This window comes from Pseudomonas capeferrum, assembly GCF_000731675.1.
GTDB lineage: Bacteria > Pseudomonadota > Gammaproteobacteria > Pseudomonadales > Pseudomonadaceae > Aquipseudomonas > Aquipseudomonas capeferrum.
In genome coordinates, this window is sequence record NZ_JMIT01000001.1 from 2,718,299 (window position 1) to 2,735,324 (window position 17,026).

The 17,026-nt window shown below is 60.1% G+C and carries 19 protein-coding genes, 1 tRNA gene and 1 pseudogene; 10 read left to right on the top strand and 11 right to left on the bottom strand.

Annotated elements, in window-relative coordinates:
• Nucleotides 1–32: 32 nt before the first annotated feature.
• From PC358_RS12035 to PC358_RS27760, 7 genes are all read left to right on the top strand, one after another.
• A complete protein-coding gene (locus PC358_RS12035) occupies nt 33–2,522 on the top strand; it encodes an outer membrane usher protein (RefSeq protein WP_201773250.1) in 2,490 nt (829 codons plus the stop codon).
• Between the two features lie 22 nt (nt 2,523–2,544).
• Nucleotides 2,545–3,303: a fimbria/pilus periplasmic chaperone gene (locus tag PC358_RS12040; RefSeq protein WP_033699816.1), complete on the top strand. Its 759-nt coding sequence runs from the start codon at nt 2,545–2,547 to the stop codon at nt 3,301–3,303.
• A gap of 86 nt (nt 3,304–3,389) precedes the next feature.
• Nucleotides 3,390–3,908, top strand: a complete 519-nt coding sequence (locus tag PC358_RS12045) for a fimbrial protein (protein ID WP_160015246.1) — start codon at nt 3,390–3,392, stop codon at nt 3,906–3,908.
• A gap of 10 nt (nt 3,909–3,918) precedes the next feature.
• Nucleotides 3,919–4,398 (top strand): fimbrial protein, encoded by a 480-nt coding sequence (locus PC358_RS12050; protein ID WP_160015248.1) that lies wholly within the window; start codon nt 3,919–3,921, stop codon nt 4,396–4,398.
• Nucleotides 4,395–4,898, top strand: a complete 504-nt coding sequence (locus PC358_RS12055; RefSeq protein WP_050506091.1) for a fimbrial protein — start codon at nt 4,395–4,397, stop codon at nt 4,896–4,898. Before PC358_RS12050 ends, PC358_RS12055 begins: the two co-directional genes overlap by 4 nt.
• Nucleotides 4,899–4,906: 8 nt before the next feature.
• Nucleotides 4,907–5,440: a fimbrial protein gene (locus tag PC358_RS12060; protein ID WP_050506092.1), complete on the top strand. Its 534-nt coding sequence runs from the start codon at nt 4,907–4,909 to the stop codon at nt 5,438–5,440.
• Between the two features lie 5 nt (nt 5,441–5,445).
• Nucleotides 5,446–6,288 carry an MrpH family fimbial adhesin gene (locus PC358_RS27760; RefSeq protein ID WP_143500793.1) on the top strand — a complete coding sequence of 281 codons (843 nt, stop codon included), beginning with the start codon at nt 5,446–5,448 and terminating at the stop codon, nt 6,286–6,288.
• Between the two features lie 595 nt (nt 6,289–6,883).
• On the opposite strand, the gene PC358_RS28405 is transcribed toward PC358_RS27760, so the two are convergent.
• The 8 genes and pseudogenes from PC358_RS28405 to dapA form a co-directional block, all read right to left on the bottom strand.
• Nucleotides 6,884–7,003, bottom strand: coding sequence for a DUF2514 family protein (locus PC358_RS28405; RefSeq protein ID WP_346656678.1), 120 nt, complete (start codon nt 7,001–7,003; stop codon nt 6,884–6,886).
• Between the two features lie 86 nt (nt 7,004–7,089).
• Complete coding sequence (locus PC358_RS28325; RefSeq protein ID WP_143500797.1) at nt 7,090–7,269, bottom strand: DUF2514 family protein; 180 nt, start codon at nt 7,267–7,269, stop codon at nt 7,090–7,092.
• Nucleotides 7,270–7,366: 97 nt separating this feature from the next.
• Nucleotides 7,367–7,812, bottom strand: a pseudogene (locus tag PC358_RS28135) (structural protein P5).
• Nucleotides 7,813–7,921: 109 nt separating this feature from the next.
• Nucleotides 7,922–8,011, bottom strand: a tRNA-Ser gene (locus tag PC358_RS12070).
• Nucleotides 8,012–8,103: 92 nt separating this feature from the next.
• Entirely contained in the window at nt 8,104–8,814 is a 711-nt protein-coding gene (gene purC, locus PC358_RS12075) for a phosphoribosylaminoimidazolesuccinocarboxamide synthase (protein WP_012315794.1), read from the bottom strand.
• Between the two features lie 29 nt (nt 8,815–8,843).
• A complete protein-coding gene (locus PC358_RS12080) occupies nt 8,844–9,602 on the bottom strand; it encodes an MBL fold metallo-hydrolase (RefSeq protein WP_033699821.1) in 759 nt (252 codons plus the stop codon).
• Complete coding sequence (gene bamC, locus PC358_RS12085) at nt 9,603–10,721, bottom strand: outer membrane protein assembly factor BamC (RefSeq protein WP_033699823.1); 1,119 nt, start codon at nt 10,719–10,721, stop codon at nt 9,603–9,605.
• Between the two features lie 17 nt (nt 10,722–10,738).
• Entirely contained in the window at nt 10,739–11,617 is an 879-nt protein-coding gene (gene dapA / locus PC358_RS12090) for a 4-hydroxy-tetrahydrodipicolinate synthase (protein ID WP_033699825.1), read from the bottom strand.
• Between the two features lie 259 nt (nt 11,618–11,876).
• Here dapA and PC358_RS12095 point away from each other — a divergent pair, with 259 nt between their 5' ends.
• Both PC358_RS12095 and PC358_RS12100 read left to right on the top strand, forming a co-directional pair.
• Nucleotides 11,877–12,437 carry a glycine cleavage system transcriptional repressor gene (locus tag PC358_RS12095; RefSeq protein WP_033699827.1) on the top strand — a complete coding sequence of 187 codons (561 nt, stop codon included), beginning with the start codon at nt 11,877–11,879 and terminating at the stop codon, nt 12,435–12,437.
• A gap of 10 nt (nt 12,438–12,447) precedes the next feature.
• On the top strand, nt 12,448–12,921 hold the full coding sequence (locus tag PC358_RS12100; RefSeq protein WP_033699829.1) for a peroxiredoxin: 474 nt from the start codon (nt 12,448–12,450) through the stop codon (nt 12,919–12,921).
• Nucleotides 12,922–12,952: 31 nt separating this feature from the next.
• On the opposite strand, the gene PC358_RS12105 is transcribed toward PC358_RS12100, so the two are convergent.
• Together PC358_RS12105 and PC358_RS12110 are read right to left on the bottom strand one after the other, a co-directional pair.
• Nucleotides 12,953–14,023: an AI-2E family transporter gene (locus PC358_RS12105; RefSeq protein WP_033699830.1), complete on the bottom strand. Its 1,071-nt coding sequence runs from the start codon at nt 14,021–14,023 to the stop codon at nt 12,953–12,955.
• A 20-nt stretch (nt 14,024–14,043) separates the two neighbouring features.
• Entirely contained in the window at nt 14,044–14,283 is a 240-nt protein-coding gene (locus PC358_RS12110; RefSeq protein ID WP_027594652.1) for a sulfurtransferase TusA family protein, read from the bottom strand.
• A 120-nt stretch (nt 14,284–14,403) separates the two neighbouring features.
• On the opposite strand from PC358_RS12110, the gene PC358_RS12115 reads away from it, so the two are divergent.
• Nucleotides 14,404–15,840, top strand: a complete 1,437-nt coding sequence (locus PC358_RS12115; RefSeq protein WP_033699831.1) for a M48 family metalloprotease — start codon at nt 14,404–14,406, stop codon at nt 15,838–15,840.
• A gap of 127 nt (nt 15,841–15,967) precedes the next feature.
• Here the strand turns inward: PC358_RS12115 and nadA are convergent, their stop codons facing one another.
• Nucleotides 15,968–17,026: a quinolinate synthase NadA gene (gene nadA, locus PC358_RS12120; RefSeq protein WP_033699832.1), complete on the bottom strand. Its 1,059-nt coding sequence runs from the start codon at nt 17,024–17,026 to the stop codon at nt 15,968–15,970.

The window sequence follows — 17,026 nt, forward strand, 5'->3', positions numbered from 1 at the left end:
ATTTGTGCAGTTTCGCTCAAGGACTTAGTCACGTGAATCACCGTAAGGTACTGGCTACCACGGCGTTGTGCTGTATCGCGACGTGGGCAAGTGCAGCCGAAGAGTTCCAATTCAACACAGATGTACTGGACCTCAAAGATCGCGAGAACCTTGATCTTGGGGTGTTTGCTTCGGCCAACTTCATCATGCCCGGCCAATACAACCTGATGGTACACGTGAACCGCGATACGTTGACGGAGTTTGCTGTCGACTATCTTCCGGCCGAAGACGATCCGAAAAGCAGCGTCCCCTGTCTTTCGCCGGCATTGGTCAATGAACTGGGTCTGAAAGAACAGGTTATTAAGTCGCTCACCTGGTGGCGCGATGGCGCCTGCCTGGACCTGGCCAGCGTTACCGGCATGCAGGCCCGTGGCAACCTGGGCACTTCGGCATTGTACGTGAGCATTCCCCAAGAACAGTTGGAATATACTGCGCCGAACTGGGACCCACCATCTCGCTGGGACGAGGGCATTTCCGGTGTGCTTTTCGATTACAACCTCAATGCCCAGACCACCGACCGCACGCGGGGCAAAGGCCGCAGCGACAACCTCAGCGGCAACGGTACCGCCGGGATCAATCTCGGCGCCTGGCGCTTGCGTGGCGACTGGCAGACCCAGATGCAACGTAGTGACAACCAGCCGTCACAAAACCAATTCGCCTGGAGCCGTTTCTATGCGCTACGCGCGATGCCGTCTCTGCGCTCGAACCTGATCGTCGGGGAAGACTACCTCGACTCCAACCTGTTCGGTAGTTTCCGCTACACCGGGGTGAACCTGAGCAGCAACGACAACATGCTGCCCCCCAATCTAAGGGGTTATGCCCCGGAAGTCAGCGGTGTGGCCCGCACCAACGCGCGCGTGATCATTCGCCAGCAAGGCCGCGTGCTTTACGACACCCAAGTCCCCCCAGGGGCGTTTCGAATTCAGGATCTCAACGATGCGGTTTCTGGCCAGCTAGACGTGCGCGTCGAGGAACAGGATGGCAGCGTCCAGGAATTCCAGATGGACACGGCCAGCATTCCCTACCTGACACGTCCTGGCACGGTGCGCTACAAGCTGGCCACCGGCAAACCCTCTGACTGGGAACATCAACTCGATGGCCCCGCTTTCGCCACCGGTGAGTTTTCTTGGGGTGTGAGCAACGGCTGGTCGCTGTATGGCGGTAGCCTTGGTGCCAAGGACTATGGATCCCTCGCCGTTGGCGTTGGTCGCGACCTGATGGCTTTCGGTGCATTGTCATTCGACGTCACGCAGTCACGGGCCACGATCCCGGAACGTGACACACTGAGCGGTAAGTCCTACCGTGCCAGTTATTCCAAGCGGTTCGACGAGTACGACAGCCAGATTACCTTCGCCGGCTACCGGTTCTCCGAAGAGAACTACATGAGCATGAACGAATTCATCGAGGCCCGGCGTGGCAGCCAACCTTTGAACCAGAGCAAGGAGCTGTACACCGCGACGGTGAGCAAACAATTTCGCGATTCAGCTCTCAGCATGTACTTCAACTACAACCACCAGACTTACTGGAACAGCCAGGCAAGCGACCGCTACAGCCTGTCAGTGTCGCGCTATTTCGATGTCGGTGGTTTGAAGAACCTCAGCCTATCCCTGACCGCGTACCAGAACAAGGGCAAAGGCACCTCTGATGATGGTGCCTACTTATCGGTCAACATCCCCTGGGACAGCACGGGCTCGTTCAGTTACAGCTCGTCGGTCAATCGCGGCGACACTTCTCATAGCCTGAGCTATTACGACCGTATCGATGCGCGTAACAATTACATGCTCAGCGCGGGTAAGTCCTCCAGCGGAGCAATGGCCAGCGGTTTTCTGTCGCATGACGGGGATGAAGCTCAGGTAGTTGCGAGCGCCAGTTACCAGGCCGGTGAGTACACGTCGGCAGGACTGTCTCTGCAAGGCGGTGCCACGCTGACTGCACAAGGTGCGGCCCTGCATCGCAGCAATATCATGGGCGGCACGCGCCTGCTGGTTGATACCCAGGGCGTTGCCGACGTACCCGTGCGCGGCAACGGCGGGATAACTCGCACCAACCGTTTCGGCAAGGCGGTGGTGACGGACGTCAACAGCTACTACCGCAACCAGGCCAGCATTGTGCTGGACGACTTGGCCGACGATGTCGAAGCCACCCAGTCGATCACCCAGGCAACCCTGACCGAAGGCGCGATCGGCTACCGCCGTTTCGATGTGATCTCCGGCCGTAAGGCCATGGTCATCATTCGCATGGCCAATCACCGCGCGCCGCCCTTTGGCGCCAGCGCACGGAACAGCCGCGGCCAGGAGACCGGCATTGTTGGCGAAGAAGGATCGACTTACCTGAGCGGCATGAAGCCAGGCGAAACCATGTCGCTGCAATGGGACGGCAGCGCGCGCTGCCATTTCACACTGCCTGACCAGGTGGTATCGCCCGAACGACAACTGGAACTGCTTTGCCAGCCCGTCAGCGATACGGACGACTCCGCCGCTTAATCTATTTGCAATAGGTACTTCTATGAACACCCGTTTTAAATGCATCAGCCTGACTTTGCTTGCCCTCGCTGGCACCTGCGTGGCGAAAACCTGCCTGGCCGCAGTGTCGCTAGACCGTACCCGAGTCATTTTTACCGGCAGCGAGAAATCGATCAGCCTCAGCGTCAGTAACCAGAACACCCAACTGCCCTACCTTGCACAGGCGTGGATCGAGAATGAGCAGGCCGAAAAAATTACTAGCCCCCTGGTGGTAGTGCCGCCCATCCAGCGGCTGGAAGCAGGGGGCAACAGCCAGGTAAAGATTCAAGGCTTGCCTGAGCTTAGCCAACTGCCCCAGGACCGCGAATCGTTGTTCTACTTCAACCTGCGCGAAATCCCGCCACGCAGCGACCAGCCCAATACCTTGCAAATTGCCCTGCAAACGCGTGTGAAGCTGTTTTATCGACCGGCGGCGATCGTCGCGAGGTCCGGTGTTAACGAAGCCCCGTGGCAGGAAAAGCTGACCCTGACCCGCCAGAACGACCGCTATCTAGTGAACAATCCGACGCCATACTACGTCACCCTGATCGATGCCACGCCCAACCTCAAGGCCGCCAGCGCAACCGACTTCAAACCCCTGATGATCGCCCCTAGAGGCCAACTCGACCTGGGCGTAAGCAGCAAGGCGCTGGGCGACAAGCCAGTGCTGACCTACGTCAATGACTTTGGCGGCCGCCCGCAACTGCAGTTCAACTGTACTGCAGACAGCTGCAACGCCAGCCCCGTTGACAGCAATCGCTGACACCCGACGACTTATTCCAGTGAGGGCAAATCATGAAGCCTGGACTCCGTATCTGTCTTGCCGCCTGGCTATGTAATGCCAGTGTCTTGACCCATGCCGCCGGCAATCTTGCTCAGACGGCCGAATTCCAGGTCACCGGCACCTTGTTAGAAAGCGCCTGCTACCTGGACCCCAGTTCTGCGTACCAGACTCTGTCGCTGGGCGATTTGAGCACTGCCCGCCTGTTGCGCATTGGCGATCAGGGTGCGCCTATAGCCCTGCATCTCAAACTGCAAGGCTGTATACGCGTCAACGGCGGACGTCAGGATGAGCAGCAAGGCACCTTGGTCTGGAGCGCCATCGAGCCGGTAGCCACGATGGCGTTCAACGCGGTCGCCGATGCCAATACGCCCGCGCTTATAAGGGTGAGCGGCGCCGAGGGTTTCGGCCTACGCCTGCTAGATATCCAAGGCAACGATGTACGCCTGGGCCGAACCGCCCCCGGGTGGTTCGTCTCCCCGGGTGACAACCAACTGACATACTACATCCGCCCTGAGCGCACATCCGCCCCTTTGCGCCCGGGCGCCTTCCGCGCCAGCCTCAATGTGAATCTTGCATATGACTAAGGGTCTGGCAATGACCGTCGCACGGCCCGCACTGCTAGCCATACTGTTTGCTTGCGCAACCATGACGCATGCCATCGAGCAAAAGGTGACGATCGAGGGTGTCATCTATGCGGCGATCCCGTGCGTGATCAATAAAAACGCCCCCATCACTGCCCCCTTTGGCGATGTGCAGACCACCGGCATCGATGGCACGTACAAGACCATCACCCTGGAATACGCACTCGACTGCAGCCGCTCCGCGACCAATGAGTTACGCATTCAAGTACGCGGTACCCCAGCGTTCGATCCTCAACTGTTAGTGGTACGCGGTTACGACAACCTCGGTATCGCCTTGAAGAAAGACGGTGTGCCGCTTGCGCTCAATACCTGGGCAGATATAGACACCCGCAAACAGCCTGTGCTGCAAGCCGTCTTGGTCAAGCGCGAAAACAGTGAGGTTCAAGCCGGCAAATTGGATGCCAGCGCAACTCTCGTGGTGGATTATCGATGATTATGCTGCACCGCACCTTTGCGATACTTTCGATCGCCACCCTGCCCCTAATTTGTGCTGGCGCGGACAACCTGAAGTTCACCGGCAACCTGCTGGCGCCGCCGGGCTGCACTGTCAGCGACAAAGGCGGCCGTATCAATGTGCGCTTCGAGCGCAATATCGCCGTTAATCGCATTGATGGCGAACTTTATCGCCAGGCGATTCCGTACCAGATCTCATGCCCGGGTGCTTCCGGGACTGGTATCACTTGGCACATGCGCTTGACTCTCATAGGCAAGTATGCGGATTTCGACCATACCGCACTGACAAGCTCTGTGAACGACCTAGGCATCAAGGTACTGCTCGGCGGTACCACACTCATTCCTAATGAGCCTCGAGAGATCGATGTGAACGCATCCACACCACCGATACTGGAGGCCGTGCCGGTGAAGCTTGCCGCTGCGGAGTTACCCAGCACCAACTTTACCGCTTCGGCACTTCTGATGGCTGAACTCTACTAGGAGGCTGTATGGGCAATTGGGCCATTATCCTGACCATCTGGCTCTCCGCCAGCCTGTGGGTCTCGGCGGTGCAAGCAGCAGAAGATAACCTGTACTTCTCAGGAACGCTGGTGAATGAGCCTTGCGTGCTTGATGAGAGAGATGAGTTGATCAAATTGGACTTCAAAAGCGTGGTCAACAAGGACCTTTATCTCAACGGGAGAACCAAAGGGCGGCCGATCGTGCTGCGGTTGAACAATTGCGACTTAGACGTCGGAAAACGCATGGTCAATATCACGTTCAGCGGCAATGAAAGCAGCGAACCGCCGGGCCTGCTGTTGCTGCAAAGCACCACTGTACAAGGCTTGATGGTAGGACTGGAGACGGCGGGCGGTACCGCACTGCCGCTGAACAAGAACCATCCCATGGGCGAACTGACCAGCGGCTATAACGCGCTCAACTTCAATGCCTACTTGAAAGGAGCACCCGAGGTTCTAGCCAATCGCACCCTAGGACTAGGCGATTTTGAAGCGTCAATGACCTTTGAACTGAGTTACGAGTAACGACCATGAAAGCCTCATACACGACCACGTTACGCCGCACCATTGCATTAGTACTACTGTGTGTTGTAGCTGCACAAGCACAAGCGATCAACATCACGACGACGCAAAGTCGTTATGAGCAGGGGGGTGTACGTTACTACTTTACCGTAACCGACTGGACAACAACTACAAGTGGGGTAAATCCGTGTAGGGATAGCGACCCACTATTAAACACTTGCAATATTATGTTGTCAGCGACCAAGGTTTCGTGGGGGCCGGGCTACCAGGTAGGTCATTACGCTATATGGAGCGTACCTATTCGGCGAGAACTTTCAACCTTGGGCGACCTGTACTCCGACCTACAGGCTGTCGGCTTCAGAGTTCCTCTAAGCGGCTCGATTCTAGTAGCTAACCAAGACGCAAGCAATAATTTATGTATCTCTTTTGCATATGCAACAACCTCTGGAAATCTTGGCGCCGCATTTAACTTGTTCGGCCCGTGCACCCGTGTTGTTGCTCCGACGCTACAATGCGATATCACAGGGGACACCAATATCAACCACAAAACTTTATCCGACATTGAAGCCAACGGGGCTAAGGCTTCGACCAAGCTCCAGCTAAAGTGTCGGGGCCCGGCCAGCGTCACCGTCTCAGCATCCAGAACAGACACTAACGGGGTGCAGCTCAGAGACGACAAAAGCCTGTACTCGAAGATCACGATCAATGGCAAGGACGCCACAGCGGGTATCAACGTGACCGTTCCAAATGGCCAAGCCCCATTAAACATCGAGTCGACCCTTGCCACCCGGGGAACCGTGGCCCCCGGTGCGTTCTCTGGCTCGACAGTTATTACCGTTACACCACCTTAAATTTAATGCCCTCGTGACTGGATGGCAAAAAAACAAGTTAAGCCGTCGCTAGTTCCCTGACATCCTGTCACGAGTGTCTAAACGTCCTATTTGCTAATAGAGGAACTACGGAGCATGCTAACCCACGCCTCATAGGCCGCTTCGTGACGACTCACTGCATTAGCCCACACATCACCCGTTACGTTCCTTGCCACTATAAGCATCATAAGGAGATTTGTTGAAGCGTCAATTTCAAGCAACAAGCGATGGGATTCAAAGCGAAAGTCATCAAGCACAAGCATAAATCCAGCTCCACCAACTAGACAAGAAATTCAATTAAGTCCAAGCTCTCTGTAAATATATGCGCTCCGACTCTTTAATGCAAAATACTTTTAGCATCTCATCTCAGCAAGCCCTGCAGCGCAACCTTATGATAACGAATCGTAGTGGGCGACTCACTCACAGATTGATCATGATCATCGAGGGCGGTCATCTAAAGAACTCTAAACTCTAAGTACAGAAAGCCTTCTACTTTTCGCGGCTCGACAACCTTCACCGCGAAGGCTTAATCGAGTTCAGAATCACGACCTTACAGAGCCCTACTCCTGCATTTTGTTTATCTTTTTAGAGCAATGTAAGACGCCTTACACGCACGCCCAGTTGACAGGGCTCGGTCATAAGCTTTCGCCAATTCTCCCGCTCGAGCATCGGCCCGTGTGAGTAAATCTGAGAGCACCGTGGCGGAAGGGTGGCTGCCTGGCCTTGGGTGATAGCGGCGATATACATACCGGGGCAACTGACGGTGACTATGAGCTGGGTGGCTTAACTGCGCAGCCGGTGACCAGCAGCATCGGCGTCAGTAGCGCCAGCACCAGCAATCGTTCTTTCGTCATACGCTTTTACCCGCGCCTCTTGCTGCGCGTTTGCGCTCCGGTGATCTTCCTGGTGCGCCGATCGTTCGCCGATTACCTCGACCAAGCGGTCGCCGCTGCCCCGTTGCACTGATGCCTGACCGCCCTTCGCCCGCTATGCCGTGCTGGTAGCCCCCCAATGGGACGCCAGAAGTACAAGAAGAGCGGCAGCCGCGCAGGCCAGACGCTCATGCCAAAGCCCGCCGGATACACTCATCAATTATCATCAACGGATACAGGTTACCGCCGCTCTCATGGATGATGATACCGAGCACCACCTTGCGCAGCGTGGCTGGGTCTTTGATGTCGATCGGGTCCGCGCCCGGACGCCCAGGCGCTTGACCACGACAGCAGCATAGCCCTGGGTGTCGTTCTCGCTGCTCGGTACCCAACGGTTGATGGTCTCGAGCCCTGTATCGATGCCGTTCCCGCCCACGCCAGGCATACCGGCCTTGCCGCGGTAGTTGATCAGCAGCTTGCAAGGCACGGATGCCATTCTCTGTATTGTCAAATCGGGCAAAGCGCGGGCTTCCGCCTCTTCTTTCCGGCCGAGCTGCCACTGCTAGGCGTTGCGCGGATTGTAATTGATGTTGCAGGGGTTCTTGGTCCGAACGCCGCTTTTCGTAGTAGGCAATGGCGGAATGATAGCGAACGCTTGGGGGGAAATACACGCTCCCCCATTCCCCCAAATTTCCCCAAACGAAAAAACCCCGAGGGCTATACAGCGCTCGGGGCCTTTAATATGGCGGAGAGATAGGGATTTGAACCCTAGGTACTGTTGCCAGTACAACGGATTTCGAATCCGTCCCGTTCGACCACTCCGGCATCTCTCCAATGCCGCGCATCATACCAGCGAATTCTGAAAACGCAAACCTTTATTTTCAAAAAAATCGCGTGGTATCAGGCGCTTGCGTGAACAGGCCGCTTACAGCGGCACGCCCAGGCGCTTGGCAACTTCTTCGTAGGCTTCGATCACGTCGCCCAGGCCCTGGCGGAAGCGGTCCTTGTCCATCTTCTTGCGGGTTTCTTTGTCCCACAGGCGGCAGCCGTCGGGGCTGAATTCGTCGCCCAGGACGATCTGGCCGTGGAACACGCCGAACTCCAGCTTGAAGTCGACCAGCAACAGGCCTGCGTCATCGAACAGCTTGTTCAGCACTTCGTTGACTTTCAGCGACAGCTTTTTCATCTCTGCCAGCTGCTCGGCGGTGCCCCAGCCGAACGCGACAACGTGGGATTCGTTGATGAAGGGGTCGCCCTTCTCGTCGTTCTTCAGGAACAGTTCGAAGGTGGACGGCTCCAGCTTGATGCCCTCCTCCACGCCCAGACGCTTGACCAGGCTGCCCGCCGCGTAGTTACGCACCACGCACTCGACCGGGATCATGTCGAGCTTCTTCACCAGGCACTCGTTGTCGCCCAGCAGCTTGTCGAACTGGGTCGGCACGCCGGCTTCTTCGAGCTTTTGCATGATGAAGGCGTTGAACTTGTTGTTCACCATGCCTTTGCGGTCGAGCTGTTCGATACGCTTGCCGTCGAACGCCGAGGTGTCGTTGCGGAACAGCAGGATCAAGCGGTCGGCGTCGTCGGTCTTGTAAACCGATTTGGCCTTGCCGCGGTAAAGTTCTTCGCGTTTTTCCATGATGGGCTCCGCTTGCTTGAGTAGTTGGGCTAGGCGATTTCGCGCCAGTCGAGCCCGTGTTCCTGATTCGCCACCTGAAGCCAGTCTGGGTCGCACCCAAGGGTGTCGACGAAGCACTGGCGGGCCAGTTGTGGCAGGTTGTTCTTGCTGCTGAGGTGGGCCAGCACCAGGTGTTGCAGGTTGCTCCAGCCCAACTCGTCCACCAGGCGCGCGGCCTGGTGATTGTTCAAATGCCCTTGCATGCCACCTACCCGCTGCTTCAGGAACGACGGGTAGTGACCGCGTGCCAGCATGTCGCGGCAGTGATTGGCTTCGATCAACAGGGCATCCAGGCCCTGGTAGCGCTCCAGCAACAAGGCATCGTACGAGCCCAGGTCGGTGAGCATGCCGAAACGCCGCCGGCCGTCGCTGAGCACGTACTGCAACGGCTCGTAGGCGTCGTGCTCGACGCGCGCTGCCGTCACCTCCAGGCCACCGATGCGCAGGCTGTCGCCACAAGCGAGAAAACCGGCCACCTCCACCGGCTTGCGCAGGCCGCGCAACGTCCCTTGGCTGAGGTAGACCGGTACATTGTAGCGCCGCGACAGCAACCCCACCCCATGCACATGGTCGGCATGTTCGTGGGTAACCAGCACCGCGCTCAGCTGTGCCGCCGAGACCCCGAGCAGCGCCAGGCGCCGCTCGGTCTCACGCAGGGAGAACCCGCAATCGACCAGGATGAACGTGTCACCACTGGCGATCAGCGTGCCGTTTCCCTGGCTGCCGCTTCCGAGTACCGCGAAGCGCACTTAACCCAGGTGGTCCTGAATGGCGCTCAGCACACGGCGGGCGACATCGGCCGGAGCCACGGTGTTGATGTTTTTCTCGACGGTGACCTGCACGCTCTCGCCGACCTTGCTCAGGCGTACCTGGTAGCGCTCGGCACGGGCTTCACGCTCTTCCTTGGTCGGTGCACTGCCGAACATGCGGCTGAAGAAGCCCGGCTCGTTCTGCTTGTCGTCAGGCTTTTCGGACAGGTTGATGTAGTACAGGCCCAGGCTGCGGTTGATGTCTTCGACACGCCACTCGCCACCTTGCTCCAGGGCACGGCCCACGCTGGACCAGGCGCGATCCAGGTCGGCGCCCAGGAACAGTACCGGGTTGCCGCTGCCGTCTTCGCTCAGGCTGACGCGGCTTGGCGCATCGAAATCGCGCGCGGCCAGCAGCGAGACAGACCCGCCCTTCTCGGCGCTGCGGTTCATGCTGGCGAGCATTTCGTCAACCAGCAGGGCATCGGCGCCGGTATTGCTGGAGGTGGACGGGAAACCAGGCTCGGCGGTGCTGCCAGCCGGGCGCTCGACGCTGACGATGTACACCTCGGAGGTGTTGCGCTGCACGCCGGGCTCCATGCGTACACGCACGCGCACTTCGCTGTCGCCGCTGCTGGCGGTGCTCGCCAGGCGCTGGCCGAGCGAGGCCGAGAGTTCATCGAAACGCTGCCAGCTGGTATTGAATTCGCCGGTTTGCGGGCGCTCTTCGGCAATGCGGAAGCCATTGTCTTCAAAGAACTGACGGGCCGCAGGCCAGACTTCGGCTGGCGAGCGCTGGGCCAGCACCCAACGGCTGTTGCCGCTGCGTTGCAAGCTGAAGTCGCTGACTTCGGCACCGGCCGTCAGCGGTTGCGGACGCGGCACTTCGAACTCGCCGGTGGCGCTGTCATCGGCAACGTTACGCGGAATAGGCAACAGCGGGTCGAGGCGCTTGACGTTGCTGGCGTCCGGCGGCAGCTGCATCGGCGCGGTCGGGTGCGCCTGCAGGTAATCGCTGCCGCGGTCGCGGAAATAACCCTCGTCGCCCCACAGCCAGCCGCAACCGCTGGTGCTGGAAATGATCAGGGCAAGGGCGGAAAGACCAGCCAGTCGCTTCATGCGGTGTACTTCCTCGATTAAACCAGTACGCCGGACTGGCGCAAGGCAGTACGGACTTTTTCGTGACAGCCTTCGCTCAACCAGGTCAGCGGCAGGCGAATGCCTTTGTGCATCAGGCCCATTTCGACGAGCGCCCATTTCACCGGAATCGGGTTGGCTTCGCAGAACAGGTCTTTATGCAGCGGCATGAGTGTTTCGTTGATTGCGCGGGCCTTCTCGGCATTGCCCTCAAGGGCGGCCTCGCACAAGTCGGCCATTTCGCGCGGGGCGACGTTGGCCGTCACGGAGATGTTGCCCTTGCCGCCCAGCAGGATCAGCTCGACAGCCGTCGGGTCGTCGCCGGACATGACGATGAAGTCTTTGCTGACGCCATCGAGGATGGCCTTGGCACGGGCCAGGTCGCCGGTGGCTTCCTTGATGCCGATGATGTTCGGCACGGTCGACAGGCGGATCACGGTCTCGGCCTGCATGTCGCAGGAGGTGCGGCCGGGTACGTTGTAGAGGATCTGCGGGATGTCGACGGCTTCGGCGATGTGCTTGAAGTGCTGGTACAAGCCTTCCTGGGTCGGCTTGTTGTAGTACGGCACGACCAGCAGGCAGGCGTCGGCGCCGGCGTTTTTGGCGTTCTGGGTCAGGTGCACGGCTTCCGAGGTGGAGTTGGCGCCAGTGCCCGCGATGACCGGGATGCGGCCAGCGACACGCTTGACCACGAATTCGATGACCTCGATGTGCTCTTCGACGGTCAGGGTGGCCGACTCGCCGGTAGTACCGACGGCGACGATGGCGTGAGTGCCGTTTTCCAGGTGGAAGTCTACAAGTTTGCCGAGGCTGTCCCAGTCAAGACGCCCTTGTGCATCCATGGGAGTGACCAATGCCACCATACTGCCCGCAATCATGTAACTGCTCCTGCCGGAAAAAGAGAGCGGTAATGGTACTGGGGGCATCGGCCTTGCACAAGCGAAGCAGGCGGGCGGAGCATTCCCCTCGGCGGCTTAATTCGCTACCCTTGATCCTTTGATCGGTGCAGCGCGGCCCGCCGGGCCGTCGACCTTGCTCCCCGCCGGCGTCCACGACCTCGCATGCGAGCCCCGGGCACTGCCGACTGGAGGCTTTTGCCTGTCCTGCACCGACCGCTCATCGCTTTAGGAATGCTGCATGTCCACCCCCACCGTCCGCGAACAATTCCTTGTCATCAGTGCCCTGGGCCCAAACCCCATGGAACTGGCCAACGTCCTCAGCCGCGCTGCCGTCGAGAACCGCTGCGCGGTAGTCACCTCGCGCCTGAGCCGCCATGGCGAGACCAGCGCCCTGGTGCTGCAGGTCGGTGGCAGCTGGGACGCCCTGGCGCGTCTTGAAGCCTCCCTGCCTGGCCTGGGCAAAAAGCACGGCCTGACCCTCGATGTGGTGCGCAGCGCCGACCAGGAGGTACGCCCGCAGGCGCTGCCTTACGTGGCCTATGTCAGCGCGGCCTACCGCCCCGACATCATCAACGAGCTGTGCCAGTTCTTCCTCGACCACCGTGTCGAGCTCGAAGCCATGACCTGCGACACCTACCTGGCGCCACAGACCGGCAGCAGCATGCTCAACGCCCAGTTCACCGTGATTTTGCCGGCCGGCACCCAGATCAGCTGGCTGCGTGACCAGTTCCTGGACTTTGCCGATGCCTTGAACCTGGATGCGCTGATCGAGCCTTGGCGCCCACAGAACCCCATGTAAGGAAGCCCCCATGGCCGTAGCACTCGACCAACCCGTTGCCAATTTCCAGGCCCAGGCCACCAGCGGCCAGGCGGTCAGCCTTGCCGAGCTCAAGGGCCGCCAGGTGGTGGTGTACTTCTACCCCAAGGACAGCACCCCGGGCTGCACCACCCAGGGCCAGGGCTTCCGTGACCAGCATGAAGCCTTTGCCGCCGCCAATACCGTGGTGTTCGGCGTATCGCGCGATGGCCTCAAGTCGCATGAGAACTTCAAGGCCAAGCAAGGCTTCCCGTTCGAGCTGATCAGCGACAAGGACGAGGCCCTGTGCCAGCTGTTCGACGTGATCAAACTGAAGAAGCTGTATGGCAAGGAGTACATGGGCGTGGACCGCAGCACCTTCCTGATCGACAAGGACGGTGTGCTGCGCCAGGAATGGCGTGGGGTGAAGGTACCCGGGCATGTGGATGCCGTCTTGGCGGCGGCTCAGGCGTTGAACAAGGCTTGAGATTGTCGGGGCTGCTTTGCAGCCCCAAAAATCACAACAGCGGCGCCACTGTCGGCTCTTGCCGCGGCCAGGCATCCAGCACCGCCTTGAACAGCGTTGCCAGCGGGATCGCAAAGAAGATCCCCCAGAAGCCCCACAACCCGCCAAACAGCAGCACCGCGCAGATGATCGCCACCGGGTGCAGGCTCACCGCCTCGGAAAACAGCAACGGCACCAGCACGTTGCCATCCAGCGCCTGAATGATCGCGTACACCGTCATCAGGTAGATGAACTGATCGCCCCAGCCCCACTGGAACAATGCAATCAACGTCACCGGCACGGTCACCACCACGGCGCCCACATAGGGCACCACCACCGACAAGCCCACCAGCAACGCCAGCAAGGCCGCATAGTTCAGCCCCAGGCTGATGAACGCGATATAGGTGGCAACCCCGCAGATCAGAATCTCGATGCCCTTGCCGCGAATGTAGTTGGCGATCTGCCGGTTCATCTCGTTGCCCACGCGGTTGAGTAAGGTGCGCTCACGGGGCAGATAACCCACCACCCAACGCCCGATCACCTCGCGGTCCTTGAGGAAGAAGAACACCAGGATCGGCACCAGCACCAGGTAGATCATCGCGTTGACCAGCAGCGGCAGGCTCGACAACGAAAAGGTCAGTGCCCACTGGCCGAACTTGCCGATTTCACCGCGCACCGACTCGATGGCATGCAATACCTGCTCATCCGACACCAGGTGCGGGTAGCGCTCGGGCAGCAGCAGCAACAGCGACTGCCATTTGCCGAGCATGCCGGGCAGCTCGTTGAACAGGGTGATCAGCTGATGCCAGAGCAACGGCACCAGCACCAGCAGGATGACCGCCAGTGCCCCCATGAACAACGCAAACACCACGGCCACCGCCAGCCGGGTGGGCACCCGCAGGCGCTCCAGGGCGTTGACCAGGCCTTGCAGCAGAAACGCCAGCACCATCCCCGCCAGCACCGGCGCCAACATGCCGCCCAGGGTCAGTACCGCGGTAAACGCCAGAACCAGCAGGACCGCCAGCACCACCGCCTCCTCATCGGAGAAATAGCGCTGCATCCAGTCGCGAAGCACTTTGAACATTGACGATCCTTGGTTGAGACTCAGGCCTTGCGCAGCCAGTAGGTGTAGGTGCCGGCCTCGGCCGTTTCATGCAGCAGCGTATGACCGGCCAGCTTGGCAAAAGTGCGGAAGTCGCGCTGCGAGCCAGCATCGGTAGCAATCACCTTGAGCACCGCGCCACTGGCCAGGCGGTTGAGTTCCATCTTTGCCTTCAGCAGTGGCAGCGGGCAGTTCAGCCCGCTGGCGTCGAGTTCGGCGTCGCAGGTCAGGGTGTCACTCATCGGGGTTCTCCACGTGCGGGGCAGACGTCTTTGGTAACAGGCCCGCTAGGATACCGCCACTGGTCGCCAACGTGTGAGCGGGCTACAGTAGAGGCCTTTGACCCGACGCGAGCTTCGTGCATGAATCTACTGCGCCCTACCCTGTTGACGCTGGCCTGCCTGATGGCCCTTCCCGGCCATGCTGACGACCTGCCATCACTGGGTGATGCCAGCTCTGCGATCGTCTCGCCGCAACAGGAGCACCAGCTCGGCCGCGCCTGGCTGAGCCTATTGCGTGGCCAGGTCAACCAGTTGAACGACCCGCAGCTCAAGGACTACGTCGAAACCAGCGTGTACCGCCTGGCGGAAACCAGCCAGTTGCAGGACCGGCGCCTGGAGTTCATCCTGATCGACAGCCGCGAGCTCAACGCCTTCGCCGCCCCTGGCGGCATCGTCGGGGTCAACGGCGGGCTGTTCCTCAATGCCCAGACCGAGGGCGAATACGCCTCGGTACTGGCTCACGAACTGGCGCACTTGTCGCAGCGCCACTTCGCCCGTGGCGTCGAAGCCCAGCAACGCATGCAACTGCCGATGATGGCCGCCCTGCTGGCAGGCATCGTGCTGGCCGCGGGTGGTGGCGGCGACGCCGGTATCGGCGTGATCGCAGGCACCCAGGCCGCCGCTATTCAGGAGCAGCGGCGCTTCTCGCGGCAAAATGAACAGGAAGCCGACCGCATCGGCATCCAGAACCTGGAAAAGGCCGGTTACGATCCGCGCAACATGCCCAGCATGTTCGAGCGCCTGGCGCGCCAGTACCGCTACGATGCCAAGCCGCCAGAATTTCTGCTGACTCACCCGGTGACCGAGTCGCGGGTTGCCGACACGCGCAACCGCGCCGAGCAGGCGCCCAAGGGCGGCATCGAGGACACCCAGCGCTACCAGTTGATCCGCGCCCGCGTGGCACTCACCTACGAAGGCACCCCGGGCCTTGCCGCCAAGCGCTTCCGCGCCCAGCTTGACGAAGACCCGAAGCTTGACGCCGCGCGCTATGGCCTGGCCTTGGCGCAGATCAAGGGTGGCCAGCTGAACGAGGCCCGCGAGCTGCTCAAGCCGCTGCTGGCCAAGGCCCCCAACGACATTACCTACAACCTGGCGCAGATCGACCTGGACATCACCAACAACCGCCTGGCCGATGCACAGCAGCGCGCCGAACGGATGCAGGGGCTGTACCCAGGCAATTACCCGCTGAAACAGGTGCGCGCCGACCTGCTGGTCAAGCAGAACAAGCCGGCCGAGGCAGAAAAGGTACTTAACGACCTGCTCAAGAGCCGGCCGGATGACCCGGATGTGTGGTACGAGGTTGCCGAAGTGCGGGGGTTGTCGGGCAATACCATCGGCTTGCACCGGGCACGGGCCGAGTACTTCACCTTGGTGGGGGATTTCGACCAGGCCATCCAGCAGCTGGATTACGCCAAACGCCGTGCGGGCAGCAACTTCCCGCTGGCGTCGCAGATCGATCAGCGCCAGCGCGAGATCATGGAGCAGCAGCGGATGGTCAAGGACATGATGGGCCGCTAGGGCACATCTGGACCGCACTATTCGCGGGGCAAGCCCGCCCCCACAAGTACCCCGCTGCCCTTGAGGTTAGCGGGGTTGTGGGAGCGGGCTTGCCCCGCGAATGGGCCGCAAAGCGGCCCCAGCAATATCAGGCGTTACCCGACAACTTCAAGCGCGCCGCCTGAGTAAAATCGAGCATCCTGTTCAGCGGCTTGATCGCCTTGGGCACCAGCGCCCGGTCAACGAAAATCTCGTTGCTGCCCGTGCGCAGGCAATCCAGCACCCGCTCCAGGGTGTTCATCGCCATCCACGGGCAGTGCGCGCAACTGCGGCAGGCTGCACCGTTACCGGCCGTCGGCGCCTCGACAAATTCCTTGTCCGGGCACAGCTGCTGCATCTTGTAGAAGATGCCGCGGTCGGTGGCGACGATGAAGGTCTTGTTCGGCAGGGTCTGGGCGGCCTTGATCAACTGGCTGGTCGAACCTACCGCGTCGGCCAGGTCGATCACCGCTTCGGGCGATTCAGGGTGAACCAGAATGGCTGCGTCCGGGTAAAGCGCCTTCATGTCGGCCAGCTGGCGCGACTTGAATTCTTCGTGAACGATGCACGCGCCGTCCCACAGCAGCATGTCGGCGCCGGTCTGCTTCTGGATGTAGCGCCCCAGGTGCTGGTCCGGGCCCCAGATGATGGTCTCGCCGTTGTCCATCAGGCTTTCGACGATCTCCAGCGCGCAGCTGGAGGTTACCACCCAGTCGGCACGCGCCTTCACTGCCGCCGAGGTATTGGCATAGACCACCACGGTACGTTCCGGGTGTTGGTCGCAGAATGCCGAAAACTCTTCAACCGGGCACCCCAGGTCGAGGGAGCAGGTGGCCTCGAGGGTCGGCATCAGCACGCGTTTTTCGGGGGTAAGAATTTTTGCCGTTTCGCCCATGAAGCGCACACCGGCAACGATCACGGTCTCGGCGGGGTGGTTCTTGCCGAAACGGGCCATTTCCAACGAGTCGGATACGCAACCGCCGGTCTCTTCGGCCAGCGCCTGGATCACCGGATCGCAGTAGTAATGGGCGACCAGCACGGCGTTCTGCGCCTTGAGCTCGGCAGCGATGGCCGCACGGTATTCGGCCTCCTGCTCGGCTGTCAGCGGGTTGGGCTGTTTGGCGTCGAGGTGGGCCTGAACCAACAGGCGTTCGGAAATCTGGGTCAT

Bases quoted from the DNA above. Each gene is read 5' to 3' on its own strand.
- PC358_RS12040 (WP_033699816.1), top strand. From the start codon at position 2,545: ATGAACACCCGTTTTAAATGCATCAGCCTGACTTTGCTTGCCCTCGCT.
- PC358_RS12050 (WP_160015248.1), top strand. From the start codon at position 3,919: ATGACCGTCGCACGGCCCGCACTGCTAGCCATACTGTTTGCTTGCGCA.
- PC358_RS12055 (WP_050506091.1), top strand. From the start codon at position 4,395: ATGATTATGCTGCACCGCACCTTTGCGATACTTTCGATCGCCACCCTG.
- PC358_RS12060 (WP_050506092.1), top strand. From the start codon at position 4,907: ATGGGCAATTGGGCCATTATCCTGACCATCTGGCTCTCCGCCAGCCTG.
- PC358_RS27760 (WP_143500793.1), top strand. From the start codon at position 5,446: ATGAAAGCCTCATACACGACCACGTTACGCCGCACCATTGCATTAGTA.
- purC (WP_012315794.1), bottom strand. From the start codon at position 8,814: ATGGAAAAACGCGAAGAACTTTACCGCGGCAAGGCCAAATCGGTTTAC.
- bamC (WP_033699823.1), bottom strand. From the start codon at position 10,721: ATGAAGCGACTGGCTGGTCTTTCCGCCCTTGCCCTGATCATTTCCAGC.
- dapA (WP_033699825.1), bottom strand. From the start codon at position 11,617: ATGATTGCGGGCAGTATGGTGGCATTGGTCACTCCCATGGATGCACAA.
- PC358_RS12095 (WP_033699827.1), top strand. From the start codon at position 11,877: ATGTCCACCCCCACCGTCCGCGAACAATTCCTTGTCATCAGTGCCCTG.
- PC358_RS12100 (WP_033699829.1), top strand. From the start codon at position 12,448: ATGGCCGTAGCACTCGACCAACCCGTTGCCAATTTCCAGGCCCAGGCC.
- PC358_RS12105 (WP_033699830.1), bottom strand. From the start codon at position 14,023: ATGTTCAAAGTGCTTCGCGACTGGATGCAGCGCTATTTCTCCGATGAG.
- PC358_RS12110 (WP_027594652.1), bottom strand. From the start codon at position 14,283: ATGAGTGACACCCTGACCTGCGACGCCGAACTCGACGCCAGCGGGCTG.
- PC358_RS12115 (WP_033699831.1), top strand. From the start codon at position 14,404: ATGAATCTACTGCGCCCTACCCTGTTGACGCTGGCCTGCCTGATGGCC.
- nadA (WP_033699832.1), bottom strand. From the start codon at position 17,026: ATGACCCAGATTTCCGAACGCCTGTTGGTTCAGGCCCACCTCGACGCC.